The sequence below is a fragment of the Streptomyces sp. NBC_01549 genome (assembly GCF_026339955.1).
Classification (GTDB): Bacteria; Actinomycetota; Actinomycetes; order Streptomycetales; family Streptomycetaceae; genus Streptomyces.
In genome coordinates this window covers 849,784-862,503 of record NZ_JAPEPW010000001.1, presented here as the reverse complement: position 1 = coordinate 862,503, position 12,720 = coordinate 849,784, and the positions used below count along the sequence as shown (strand labels likewise).

Below are 12,720 nucleotides of genomic sequence, written 5' to 3'. Positions count from 1 at the left end.
AGGTCGACCCCACCTGGCTGTCAGGGGCGTGTCACGAAGGTGACGGCGTCGCCGCGACCGAGGTGGCCGAGGGGGCAGCCCGCTCGGCGAGACCAGGGAAGGCTACGCTCTCCCCGCGCCAGCGCACTGCCCGCACCGCCGCTTCCCGCAACGCCTCGGCGGCCATGCGCCGCCGGTCGCCCGAGGAGGCGCGTACGAGGTCGGAGTACACCCCGGCCACGCGCTCCTCCAAGTCGGCGGCGAGCCGTACGGCCGCGGCGGAGTCCCGTACGTCGAACGGCAGTGCGTACGCCGCGGCCGAGACCTCCGGCTTGCCGCCCACATCCCGTATGGCGCGCGCCAACTCGTCGCGCCGCGCCCGATGCGCGTCGTACGCCGATCGGGCCTCGCCCCGGCGACTGTCGTCGATCTTGCCGCCGACGACTCCGTACCCGTAGACGACGGCGTGTTCGGCGGCGAGCGCGGCCTGCAACGCGCCGAGCTCGGCGCCCTTCGTGTCCTTGGGTGTGCTCACTTGGCACCTTCCGTCAGCAGGAACGCGTGTGCGGCTCCGGCCGCGGCCACCGAGGCCAGGAGCCTGGCCAGCTCGCCCGGAACCGCCAACAGGGCTTTCGTCCGCTGGTCCGCCAAGGTGCGCTCGGCGGAGGCGAGATCGGCGAGGGCGTCCTTCTCGGCGGCGGGCACGGTGGGGGAGGGGCTGGGGTGCGCCGACGCGGAGGCCGACGGTGAGCCGGAGGCGGAGGGGCGGCTGCCGGCGGTTCCGGCGCCCCCGAACGCCTTCGCGTGCCGTACGACCTCCGCCCGCAGTGGCTTCAGCCGGGCCGCCAGTGGGGGATGGGCGGTGATCACGGCGCCGTAGCGTGCCGCGAGCGACTCGCTGTCGCGGGCCGCGCGTGCGCGTGCGCGGTCCTCGGCCGAGGGGCTCCTGTCCGTGGTGTCGGTGGACGACTCGGGGGCGGAACAGCCCACGAGCACGAAGGTGCCCGCGGCGGAGGCGAGCAGGCTCCTTCGGCGCGGCCCCGAGGGGGTGCGCGGCGGCAGGGTGAACGGCACGGCAGACGTCCTCGGGAGGCTCGTACGAAAGGGAGGGCGGCACGCCCGTGATCACGGTACCCGTGCCCCACTGGATAGCCCCCCAGCGGCTCTCCCCAACCCGTGTCCTCGCCCCCGCCGCCCCTACCCGCCCCATCCTCCCGGAACTCCGCCCCCGCCCCCGTCGGCTGCCCGTTCGGCTGCGGGCGGGTGGGAGCCACTCGCGCAGTTCCCCGCGCCCCCAGGGCGGGGCTTGGGCCCGATTCCCCGCCGGCCCGACGTTCTTCGGCTGCGGGAGGGTGGGGGCTGGTCGCGCAGTTCCCCGCGCCCCTGAAGGAACTCGGCTCGTCCGGCGTTCAAGGGCTACGACGAAGGCGGTACCTCGCCCGCCCCGCCCACCCGGCCCGTATGTTCAGCCCGTCCGGCGTTTGAGGACGAGCCCTTCGGGCGATGCGGGGGGCCGAGGCGAAGCCCCTGGGATGGGACGGGTAGGGGCGGTGGGGGCGAGGGAATGGTGGACGGCAACACCCTCCGCGACCGGATACCCTTTGACCAGACACGCGACCAACCCACAACAGCACACGCGGCCGAGGAGTCACCCGGATGAGCACCACCCAGAGCGAGAGGCTGCGAGAACTGCTGGAACCGCTCGTCAGCTCTCAGGGACTCGACCTCGAAGAGGTCGAAGTGGACTCGGTCGGACGCAAGCGTGTGTTGCGTGTCGTCGTCGATTCCGACGAAGGCGCCGATCTGGACGCGATCGCCGATGTGAGCCGCGCGCTCTCGGCGAAGCTCGACGAGACGGACGCGATGGGCGAGGGCGAGTACACCCTCGAGGTCGGAACCCCCGGTGCCGAGCGCGAGCTCAAGGAGCACCGTCACTACGTACGCGCCACGGACCGCCTGGTGAAGTTCCAGCTGGGGGACGGTGGCGAGTTGGTCGCGAGAATCCTCGAAGTGGACGAAGAGGGTGTCGATGTCGAGGTGCCCGGCGTGAAGGGGCGCAAGCCCACCGCCAAGCGGCTCGCCTTCGAAGACATCGCCAAGGCCCGCGTCCAGGTCGAGTTCAACCGTAAGAACAAGAACGAAGAGAACGCAGAGGAGGCGTAGCCGTGGACATCGACATGAGTGCCCTGCGGGGCTTGGTACGGGAGAAGGAGATCTCCTTCGACCTGCTGGTCGAGGCGATCGAGTCGGCCCTCCTCATCGCCTACCACCGCACCGAGGGAAGCCGCCGCCACGCGCGCGTCAAGCTCGACCGGGAGACCGGCCATGTGACCGTGTGGGCGAAGGAGGACCCCCAGGACCTGGAGGAGGGGCAGGAGGCCCGCGAGTTCGACGACACCCCGTCGGGGTTCGGCCGGATCGCCGCGACCACCGCCAAGCAGGTCATCCTGCAGCGCCTGCGGGACGCCGAGGACGACGCGACGCTCGGTGAGTACGCCGGCCGGGAGGGCGACATCGTCACGGGTGTCGTACAGCAGGGGCGCGACCCCAAGAACGTACTCGTCGACATTGGCAAGCTGGAGGCCATCCTGCCGGTGCAGGAGCAGGTCCCGGGAGAGACGTATCAGCACGGGCTGCGGCTGCGCTCGTACGTCGTTCGGGTGGCGAAGGGCGTGCGCGGTCCGTCCGTCACCCTGTCCCGTACGCACCCCAATCTGGTGAAGAAGCTCTTCGCCCTGGAGGTGCCGGAGATCGCCGACGGGTCCGTCGAGATCTCCGCGATCGCACGCGAGGCCGGTCACCGTACGAAGATCGCCGTCCGGTCCACCCGTTCGGGTCTGAACGCCAAGGGCGCCTGCATCGGCCCTATGGGCGGCCGGGTGCGCAACGTGATGGCCGAGCTGAACGGCGAGAAGATCGACATCGTCGACTGGTCGGACGACCCGGCCGAGATGGTGGCGAACGCGCTCTCCCCCGCCCGTGTCTCCAAGGTCGAGGTCGTGGACCTCGCGGCCCGTTCCGCGCGCGTGACCGTCCCGGACTACCAGCTGTCGCTGGCGATCGGCAAGGAGGGCCAGAACGCCCGCCTCGCGGCCCGCCTCACCGGCTGGCGCATCGACATCCGTCCGGACACCGAGCAGCCGTCCGAAGAGACCGCCCGGCGCGGCGCGGACCAGCACCGGGAATAGTTCTGAGCCGTAGGTGGCTTAGATCACGTCAGTTATATGCGCGGCAACTGTTCGATTCTTGCCCCAAAGGGGTGAGGTCGCCGCGGGGAGGTAGACTTAAGAGTGTCTGGCCGGACGCGAGCCCGCGCATGCCCTGAACGCACCTGTGTGGGGTGCCGGGAGCGAGCGGCCAAGACTGATCTGCTGCGGATCGTGGCGGTCGAGGGTGAATGCGTCCCCGATCATCGCGGTACGCTGCCCGGCCGGGGCGTTTATGTACACCCCGCCCTGGTCTGTTTCGACCTGGCGGTACGCCGCCGGGCGTTTCCTCGGGCGCTGCGTGCCCCGGGATCGCTCGACACGGCGGCGTTGCGCCTCTACGTCGAGCAGGCAACACCGTAAGGAGTGTCGTACGGAGCCCCCGTGCGGCCCTGGTACCCCGCGAGTTGGAAGTAGGTCGAGATTGCGATGAGCACTCGATGAGCACGCGATGAGTACGCCCATGAAGTAGCGACGGTCCGGACGCAACCCGGACCTAAAAGGAGCGAAGTGGCTAAGGTCCGGGTATACGAACTCGCCAAGGAGTTCGGGGTTGAGAGCAAGGTCGTCATGGCCAAGCTCCAGGAGCTCGGTGAATTCGTCCGTTCGGCGTCCTCGACGATCGAGGCGCCCGTTGTACGCAAACTGACTGACGCCCTCCAGCAGGGCAGCGGTGGCGGCAAGCCCGCCCCCGCACGTAAGGCTGCCCCGGCAAAGCCGGGTGCCCCCTCTCCGGCGCAGGCTGCCCGTCCGGCCGCCCCGCGCCCGCCGGCCCCGAAGCCGGCCGTGGCCGAGCGCCCCGCCGCTGCTCCGGTCACGCCGGCTGCCCCGGCTGCCCCGGTTGCTCCGGGTCCGCGCCCGACTCCGGGTCCCAAGCCCGCTCCGAAGCCCGCTCCGGCGGCTCCGGCTCCGGCTGTGCCCGAGTTCACCGCACCCCCGTCGGCTCCGGCGGCTCCTGCGGCTCCTGCCGCAGGTCCCCGTCCGGGTGGCCCGCGCCCCAGTGGCCAGGCTCCGCGTCCCGGTGGTGCCCGTCCGGCCGGTGGTCCCGGCCAGGGTGGTCAGGGTCGCGGCGACCGTCCCGAGCGCGGCGACCGTCAGGGCGCCCCGCGTCCCGGCGGCCAGGCCCCGCGTCCCGGTGCTCGTCCGGCCGGCCCGCGTCCGGGCAACAACCCCTTCACGTCCGGCGGCTCCACCGGTATGGCGCGCCCCCAGGCGCCCCGTCCCGGCGGTGCTCCGCGTCCCGGTGGCGACCGTCCCGGCGGCGCTCCGCGTCCGCAGGGCGCGGGCCAGGACCGTGGTCCCCGTCCCCAGGGCGGTCCCGGCGGCGCTCCGCGTCCGCAGGGCGGTCCGGGCGGTGCTCGTCCGACTCCGGGCGGTATGCCTCGTCCGCAGGGTGGCGCTCCGCGTCCCGGCGGTGGCCCCGGTGGCAACCGTCCGAACCCCGGCATGATGCCGCAGCGTCCCGCTGCGGGTAGCCCGCGTCCCGGCGGTGGCCCCGGTGGCCGCGGTCCCGGTGGCGGCGGCGGTCGTCCCGGTGGTCCCGGTGGCGGCGGCGGTCGTCCGGGTGGCGGCGGTTTCGCCGGTCGTCCCGGTGGCGGCGGTGGCGGTTTCGCCGGTCGTCCGGCCGGTCCCGGCGGTGGCGGTGGCGGTTTCGCCGGTCGTCCCGGTGGTCCCGGCGGTGGCGGCGGTGGCCGTCCCGGCTTCGGCGGTCGTCCGGGTGGTCCCGGTGGCCGTGGTGGCACACAGGGTGCGTTCGGCCGTCCCGGCGGTCCGGCGCGTCGTGGTCGCAAGTCGAAGCGGCAGAGGCGCCAGGAGTACGAGGCCATGCAGGCCCCGTCGGTCGGCGGCGTGATGCTGCCTCGCGGCAACGGACAGTCCGTCCGCCTGTCGCGCGGTGCGTCCCTCACCGACTTCGCGGAGAAGATCAACGCCAACCCGGCGTCGCTCGTCGGCGTGATGATGAACCTCGGCGAGATGGTCACTGCCACGCAGTCCGTCTCCGACGAGACGCTGAAGCTCCTCGCGGACGAGATGAACTTCGTCCTCGAGATCGTCAGCCCCGAGGAGGAGGACCGCGAGCTGCTCGAGTCCTTCGACATCGAGTTCGGCGAGGACGAGGGCGGCGAGGAGTTCCTCGTCGCGCGTCCGCCGGTCGTGACCGTCATGGGTCACGTCGACCACGGTAAGACCCGACTGCTGGACACCATCCGCAAGACGAACGTCGTCGCGGGCGAGGCCGGCGGTATCACGCAGCACATCGGTGCGTACCAGGTCACGACCGAGGTCAACGACGAAGAGCGTCGCATCACCTTCATCGACACCCCGGGTCACGAGGCGTTCACCGCCATGCGTGCCCGTGGTGCGAAGTCGACCGACATCGCGATCCTCGTGGTGGCGGCCAACGACGGTGTGATGCCCCAGACGATCGAGGCGTTGAACCACGCCAAGGCGGCCGACGTGCCGATCGTGGTCGCGGTCAACAAGATCGACGTCGAGGGCGCCGACCCGACGAAGGTGCGCGGTCAGCTCACCGAGTTCGGTCTGGTGGCCGAGGAGTACGGCGGCGACACGATGTTCGTCGACATCTCCGCCAAGCAGGGTCTGAACATCGACCAGCTGCTCGAGGCCGTGGTCCTGACCGCGGACGCCTCGCTCGACCTGCGGGCCAACCCGGAGCAGGACGCGCAGGGCATCGCGATCGAGTCCCACCTCGACCGTGGCCGCGGCGCCGTCGCGACCGTCCTGGTCCAGCGAGGCACTCTGCGGGTCGGCGACACCATGGTGGTCGGCGACGCGTACGGCCGTGTCCGCGCGATGCTCGACGACAAGGGCGAGAACGTGGAAGAGGCGGGTCCCTCGACCCCGGTCCTCGTCCTCGGTCTCACCAACGTCCCGGGCGCCGGCGACAACTTCCTGGTTGTCGACGAGGACCGCACGGCGCGTCAGATCGCCGAGAAGCGCGCGGCGCGTGAGCGCAACGCCAACTTCGCCCGCCGGGGTGTCCGGTTCTCCCTGGAGAACCTGGACGAGGCCCTCAAGGCCGGTCTGGTGCAGGAACTCAACCTCATCATCAAGGGCGACGCGTCCGGTTCGGTGGAGGCTCTCGAGTCCTCGCTGCTCCAGCTCGACGTCGGCGACGAGGTCGACATCCGTGTCCTGCACCGTGGTGTGGGTGCGGTCACCGAGTCGGACATCAACCTGGCGACCGGCTCCGACGCGATCGTCATCGGCTTCAACGTCCGCGCTGCGGGCCGCGCGGCGCAGATGGCGGAGCGCGAGGGCGTCGACGTCCGGTACTACTCGGTGATCTACCAGGCCATCGAGGAGATCGAGGCGGCCCTCAAGGGCATGCTCAAGCCGGAGTACGAGGAGGTCGAGCTCGGCACGGCGGAGATCCGCGAGGTCTTCAAGTCGTCCAAGCTGGGCAACATCGCCGGTGTCCTGGTCCGCTCGGGCGAGGTCAAGCGCAACACCAAGGCGCGCCTCGTCCGCGACGGCAAGGTCATCGCGGAGAACCTCAACATCTCCGGGCTGCGTCGCTTCAAGGACGACGTCACCGAGATCCGCGAAGGCTTCGAGGGTGGTATCAACCTCGGAAACTTCAACGACATCAAGGTCGACGACGTCATCGCGACGTACGAGATGCGCGAGAAGCCGCGGGCGTAACGCAGTGGCTTGAGCTGGCCGGCGGTGAGAAGTTCACCGTCGGCCAGCTTGCCGTTTAGGAGATCGCGCAGTTCCCCGCGCCCCTTCTAGGGGCGCGGGCCTGTGACATATGCGGCTCCGCCGCGTGGGCGCGACAAGCCACCACCGGTCCGCGGGCGAAAAACCCCGGCGAGCATCCCACCCGTTCGTTGTACGGTTCTGATGTCCCTGCCAAGCGCATTGGCAGGCCATCTATCCCGTACCGGCGGGACATCCGGTTACACATGTATGTGGGGACGCTGTCCTTCGATCTGCTCCTCGGCGATGTTCACTCGCTCAAGGAGAAACGCTCTCTCGTCCGGCCGATCGTCGCTGAACTCCAGCGGAAGTACGCGGTGAGCGTGGCGGAGACGGGCAACCAGGACCTTCATCGCAGGGCCGAGATCGGCCTGGCGGTGGTCTCCGGAGAGACCGAGCACCTCACCGAGGTACTGGACCGCTGCGAGCGGCTCGTCGCGGCGCGACCGGAGGTGGAGCTGCTGTCGGTACGGCGCAGACTTCATACAGACGAAGACTGACGGAACAAGCAAGGCGAAGAAGGAGACGGACCAGTGGCCGACAACGCGCGTGCCAAGAGGCTGGCGGACCTCATCCGAGAGGTGGTGGCCCAGAAGCTGCAGCGCGGGATCAAGGACCCGCGGCTCGGCACCCATGTCACCATCACGGACACCAGGGTCACCGGGGACCTCCGGGAGGCGACCGTCTTCTACACGGTCTACGGGGACGACGAGGAGCGCGCGGCCGCGGCCGCGGGCCTGGAGAGCGCCAAGGGCGTGCTCCGCTCGGCGGTCGGCGCGGCGGCGGGCGTGAAGTTCACGCCGACGCTGACCTTCGTCGCGGACGCCCTGCCGGACACCGCCAAGACGATCGAGGACCTGCTCGACAAGGCACGGGCCTCGGACGCGAAGGTGCGCGAGGTCTCGGCGGGCGCCGCCTTCGCAGGTGACGCGGACCCGTACAAGAGGCCGGGCGAGGACGACGAGACGGACGGCGACGCCGCGGAATGACGCAGAAGACCAAGACGCCCGACGGGCTTGTCATCGTCGACAAGCCGTCGGGCTTCACTTCGCACGACGTGGTCGCCAAGATGCGCGGGATCGCCAGGACCCGCCGCGTCGGACACGCCGGCACGCTCGACCCCATGGCGACGGGCGTGCTCGTCCTCGGTGTCGAGAAGGCGACCAAGCTCCTCGGGCACCTGGCGCTCACCGAGAAGGAGTACCTGGGGACCATCCGGCTCGGCCAGGACACCCTGACGGACGACGCCGAGGGCGACATCACCTCGTCCGCCGACGCCTCCAGGGTGACCCGGGAGGCCATCGACGCCGGGGTCGCCAAGCTGACCGGCCGGATCATGCAGGTGCCGTCCAAGGTCAGCGCCATCAAGATCGACGGCGTGCGCTCGTACAAGCGGGCGCGCGAGGGCGAGGACTTCGAGATCCCGGCCCGCCCGGTGACGGTCTCCTCGTTCGCGGTGTACGACATCCGGGACGCCGTGGCCGAGAACGGCACGCCGGTGCTCGACCTGGTCGTCTCCGTGGTCTGCTCGTCCGGGACGTACATCCGGGCGCTCGCCCGGGACCTGGGCACGGACCTGGGCGTCGGCGGTCACCTCACCGCGCTGCGCCGCACCCGCGTGGGCCCGTACAAGCTCGACGCCGCGCGCACCCTCGACCAGCTCCAGGAGGAGCTGACCGTGATGCCGATCGCCGAGGCCGCCGCGGCCGCGTTCCCGCGCTGGGACGTGGACGCCAGGCGGGCCCGGCTGCTGCTCAACGGCGTACGCCTGGAGATCCCCGAGGAGTACGTGGGGGTCGGCGCTGTGGCCGTCTTCGACCCGGAGGGCCGGGTCCTCGCGCTGGTGGAGGAAGAGAAGGGCAAGGCGAAGAGCCTCGCCGTATTCGGCTGAGGCCGGCGCTTCTTCCTGCTCGGGCACCTGCCCGTGGAGCGGCGGTCACGGGGTTTCGTGCCCGCCGCTCCACGGTCCCCCCTCGGTTCCCCCACCCAACTGTGTATCCATCCGCTCTGCCCTATTCACCCCTTCGGGCAGGCGCTCGGAGTGAACCGAGGGAGCGGAAGGGGGCGCGTTTCGTACGTGATCTGTTCCGCTGATCATTTGGCGCCTACCGTCGGGAAAAGGAGCACGGCGCGGGGAGGTTCGAGCATGGCGGGACGGGGCTCGCGGACCGGGAACGAGCAGACACCGGACGACGCCCGCCGCACGCGGGAAGCGTCCCTGGTGCGCGTCTGCGACCTGGCCGGACGTCCGCGCGGCACGGGCTTCGTCGCCGACCACCAGGGCACGGTGATCACCAGCCACGAGGCCGTCGACGGCCTGGCCCGCCTGGTGCTGCACGCTCTCGGTGACCGCAGCTGCGTGGTGACCTCCGACGCCGTGACCCCACTCCCCGAAACCGATCTGGCGCTCGTACGGACCGAGGGTCTCGGCCTCGATCCGCTCCCCGTCACCGTGCGGGAGAGAGTCGGGACCGGCACGTACGTACGGATCGCCGCGGGCGGCTGGCGCGAGGCCCGGGTACTGGGCAGCACCGCCGTGACGTACACGGCGACCGATCGCCTCCATCTCCTCGACGAGGCGATGGAGTTGGCGATCGGCACGGCGGGCGCGGACGCGCTCCGGCCGGCCGGCGGGGCGGCCGGGGGACCCGTCCTCGACGCCTTGACCGGTGCGGTGATCGGGGTGCTCGGCACGGCGCTGCACACCGAGCACCGGACGGCGGGTTTCGCGGTCCTCCTGCGCACCCCCGGCGTCACGGGGCCGCTCGCCGAACTCCTCGACCGCAACGCCGCCACCGTCCCCGCGTACGGGGCCGACCTCAATCCGGCAGGCGTACTCGAACTCACGGCGGCCTCGGTGGGCTCGGACGGCCGCGGGGCCGTGGCCTCGGCGGCCACCGGCGGCGCGGCACCCGCCATCGTCGAACGGGCCGCGGTCGTAAGGGAGTTCGCGGCCTTCGAGAGCGGCCCGGCCGCCGTTCTCGGACTCGTCGGCCCACCCGGCAGCGGCCGTACGACGGAACTCGCGGCGCTCGCCGCCCGCCGCACCCGCGGCGCCGAGCCGGCTCCCACCCTCTGGCTGCGCGGCGCCGACCTCCTCGCCACCGACACCTCCGTCGCCGACGCGGCCACCCGCGCGCTGGAGCGGGCGGGGCGGATCCTGGCGGCCCCGGAGGAGAGCGTGCGCCAGGAGCCGTGGGTGCTGCCGTCCGGCAGGTACGAGGGAGAGCTCGGCGACATCGGTCCCGACCGGCTGGCCCGGCTGGCACGGGCCGCCGGACGGCCACTGCTGCTCCTCCTCGACGGACCGGAGGAGATGCCGCCCGACCCCGCCCACCGGCTGCCCGAGTGGACCGAGGGCACGGCCGAGTGGCTGCGGGCGAGCGGGGCGCGGCTGGTCGTCGCCTGCCGTGCCGAGTACTGGGAGCAGGCGGGGGCAGAGTTCCCGGCCCAGTCGCTGCACCGGTCCGGTGCCGACCCGCAGCCGTCGAGTCCGCCCTGCGTCCGGCTGGACGGACTGACCGAGGAGGAGGCGCGGCGGGTCAGGTCGCGGGCCGGGATCCCCGAGGACGCGCTGGTGGCCGCCGACGCGCGGCATCCGCTGACGCTGCGGCTGCTGGCGGAGGTGTGGGCCACGCGGCCGGACGCGCCGACCCGGCCACTCGACCGCGAGGAGGTCTTCGCCGCCCATCTGGACCTGATGTGCCTGCGCGTCGCGGTCCGGCTCGCGGCGGCGAACGGGCTGCGCGGCACGGCCGTACGAAGGCTCGCCGCCCAGGTCTCCGGCCAGGTGCACGAGGCCGCGCGGCGCTGTCTGGGACCTGGGCAGGGCCGGTTGGACCGGGCGTCCTTCGAGGCCGTCTTCCCCTGGGGCACCGCCCCCGGACGCCGCCCGGGCGGTGCCACCGGCTGGGCCTCCGCCGTCCTCGCGGAGGGCCTCATGGTCCCCGCCGGGAGCGGCTACCGGTTCGCCCACGAGGAGCTCGCCGACTGGATCCAGGCCACCCACCTGGACCTGGGCCCGGCCTTGGACGCCCTGGTTCACCGGCGCCGCGAAGCCTCGTGTGCCGAGCGTGTACCGGAGCAGTGGATGCCCGCCAGCCCGTCGGCCCGCGCCCGTCCAGTGACGGTGCCGCGCCACCGCATCGGCCCCGTCGTGCAGGCCCTCCTCCTGCTGGCCCGTCACCAGGGTGCCGGTGCGCTGGCCCGCCGACTCGAAGACCTCGTCGAGGCCATGGACGACCTGCCGCCGGAGGAACACGCCCCGACCGAAGACGCCACCCCCACCGGGGACGGCATCTGGTGGGCCACCCATCTCCTCGCCGACGTCCTGGTGCGCCTGCCCGACGCGGCCTCGTACGTCAGCGTCCTGCGGCTGCTGGCCGAGCGGATCGTGGTGTGGCGCACCGAAGGCCGGGGCGTGCCGGCGGAGTTCGGGCCCTTCTTCTGGGAGGCGCTGCCGCTGCCGGAGGCGGAGCGCTTCGATCTGCTCAGGCGCCTGGTCGTCGCGGACGGGGCACCGCGTCCGGCGGGCCCGGCCGAGGACTCCCGCACCGCCTCCGGCGCCCACCGCCGCCGTCCCCCGGAGACCTCGCGCTACCTGGACGCCGTCGCCCGACTCCTCGCCGCCGACCCCACCGCCGTACAACCCCACCTCACGCCCTGGTTCGACGACGACCGTCCGCTGCCCGCCACGCCTCACGCGACCGTGGCGACCGCCGCGCAGGCCCTGCTGTACGCGCACCGGCGGCGCGCCCTGGACGACCTCGCGGAGGCCCTCGTCGACTGCGCCCACCGGCGCGCGGACGAGCTGCTGGCCGCGCTCGCCGAGGAGGAGCCCTCGGCCGTGTGCCGGGCGGTGGACCGGTGGGCACACGACGAGCGTCCGGCCCGGCGGGTGGCGGCGATGGCGTACGGGCTGCGCGCCGCGCCGCACGTGCGCACCGAGGCCGACCGCGAGCTGCTGCGCTACGCGGCGCTGACCCTGCTGGCCCGCCCCACCGACCGCGCACTGCACGGCGGCGCGCTCGGCCTGCTCGTACGGGATCCGTGGACGCGGGCCCGGTACCTGCCGCAAGCGCTGGAGCGCTTCGTCGCGGGCGATCCGCGGCTTCCCGCCAGTGCCCTGGTCGCGGCCCTGAACACGCACCCCGACCCGGTGCTCGACGCCTTCCGGACCCGGCTGCGGCAGCCGGACGCGGACGCCGCGGAAGCGCTGCGCACGCTCGCCGACGTCACCACGCCCGCGCTCGCCCGCCGCGTCGGTGTGCTGGTCAGGGAAGTGGTGGAGCTGTGCCCCGAGGCCGCCGCGCACGTGGCCGCGTATGTCGACCGCCGCCTCACACACGGTCCCGCGGCACGATCTGTCCTCTTCCCGCTGGTCACCGGTCTACTGGTCGGTTGTCCGGCCACCGTGCGGGCGGCCCTCGCGGCCGTCCTGGCGGCGCCGGGCGGCCGGGACTGCGGCCCGTTGCGGCGCGAGCTGCTGGACCTGCTGCTCGCACACGAGCAGGACCCGGCCGTCCTCGGCACCCTGCTGCGGGCCGCCGCGGACGGCGCGGCCCGCCGGGGCGAGGAACCCACCCGTGAGCTGGTGCACCGTACAGGCCTGCTCCTCGTCCGCACCCCCGCCGGAGCCACCGGATTCGACCGCGGTCTGGTCGAGCTCGCCCGCCAGGTCCCCGGCTTCGCGACCCTGGTGGCACGCTGGCTGACGGGCGCCCCCGAGGAGTGGGCCGGCGTGGTCGGCCCGAGTACCCGCCGCATGATCGAGAGCCTCTCCGGGATACGGGTTCCGGCCTGAACCGTGCGC

The 12,720-nt window shown here is 72.5% G+C and carries 10 protein-coding genes; 8 read left to right on the top strand and 2 right to left on the bottom strand.

The window, feature by feature from the left end; genetic code table 11:
- Positions 1–31: 31 nt before the first annotated feature.
- Together OG819_RS03590 and OG819_RS03585 are read right to left on the bottom strand one after the other, a co-directional pair.
- A complete protein-coding gene (locus OG819_RS03590; protein ID WP_266647981.1) occupies positions 32–514 on the bottom strand; it encodes a ferritin-like domain-containing protein in 483 nt (160 codons plus the stop codon).
- A complete protein-coding gene (locus OG819_RS03585) occupies positions 511–1,053 on the bottom strand; it encodes a hypothetical protein (protein ID WP_266647979.1) in 543 nt (180 codons plus the stop codon). The genes OG819_RS03590 and OG819_RS03585 overlap by 4 nt, the downstream gene beginning before the upstream one ends.
- Positions 1,054–1,635: 582 nt before the next feature.
- Between OG819_RS03585 and rimP the strand changes: the two genes are divergently transcribed.
- The 8 genes from rimP (at position 1,636) to OG819_RS03545 (ending at position 12,711) form a co-directional block, all read left to right on the top strand.
- The gene (gene rimP, locus OG819_RS03580) at positions 1,636–2,142 is read left to right on the top strand and encodes a ribosome maturation factor RimP (protein WP_266430698.1); all 507 of its coding nucleotides are present in this window, start codon (positions 1,636–1,638) and stop codon (positions 2,140–2,142) included.
- A 2-nt stretch (positions 2,143–2,144) separates the two neighbouring features.
- Positions 2,145–3,167: a transcription termination factor NusA gene (nusA, locus tag OG819_RS03575; protein ID WP_266430695.1), complete on the top strand. Its 1,023-nt coding sequence runs from the start codon at positions 2,145–2,147 to the stop codon at positions 3,165–3,167.
- Between the two features lie 102 nt (positions 3,168–3,269).
- Positions 3,270–3,548, top strand: coding sequence for a YlxR family protein (locus OG819_RS03570; RefSeq protein ID WP_266430692.1), 279 nt, complete (start codon positions 3,270–3,272; stop codon positions 3,546–3,548).
- A gap of 147 nt (positions 3,549–3,695) precedes the next feature.
- Complete coding sequence (infB, locus tag OG819_RS03565) at positions 3,696–6,851, top strand: translation initiation factor IF-2 (RefSeq protein ID WP_266629227.1); 3,156 nt, start codon at positions 3,696–3,698, stop codon at positions 6,849–6,851.
- A 263-nt stretch (positions 6,852–7,114) separates the two neighbouring features.
- A complete protein-coding gene (locus OG819_RS03560) occupies positions 7,115–7,408 on the top strand; it encodes a DUF503 domain-containing protein (protein WP_266647977.1) in 294 nt (97 codons plus the stop codon).
- A 33-nt stretch (positions 7,409–7,441) separates the two neighbouring features.
- Positions 7,442–7,897, top strand: a complete 456-nt coding sequence (rbfA, locus tag OG819_RS03555; protein WP_266629231.1) for a 30S ribosome-binding factor RbfA — start codon at positions 7,442–7,444, stop codon at positions 7,895–7,897.
- A complete protein-coding gene (gene truB, locus OG819_RS03550) occupies positions 7,894–8,799 on the top strand; it encodes a tRNA pseudouridine(55) synthase TruB (RefSeq protein WP_266647976.1) in 906 nt (301 codons plus the stop codon). Before rbfA ends, truB begins: the two co-directional genes overlap by 4 nt.
- Positions 8,800–9,054: 255 nt before the next feature.
- On the top strand, positions 9,055–12,711 hold the full coding sequence (locus OG819_RS03545; protein WP_266647975.1) for a serine protease: 3,657 nt from the start codon (positions 9,055–9,057) through the stop codon (positions 12,709–12,711).
- Positions 12,712–12,720 lie beyond the last annotated feature (9 nt).

What these genes read in the sequence shown, in the direction of transcription:
- rimP (WP_266430698.1), top strand. Translation starts at nt 1,636, where the DNA reads ATGAGCACCACCCAGAGCGAGAGGCTGCGAGAACTGCTGGAACCGCTC.
- OG819_RS03560 (WP_266647977.1), top strand. Translation starts at nt 7,115, where the DNA reads ATGTATGTGGGGACGCTGTCCTTCGATCTGCTCCTCGGCGATGTTCAC.
- truB (WP_266647976.1), top strand. Translation starts at nt 7,894, where the DNA reads ATGACGCAGAAGACCAAGACGCCCGACGGGCTTGTCATCGTCGACAAG.
- OG819_RS03545 (WP_266647975.1), top strand. Translation starts at nt 9,055, where the DNA reads ATGGCGGGACGGGGCTCGCGGACCGGGAACGAGCAGACACCGGACGAC.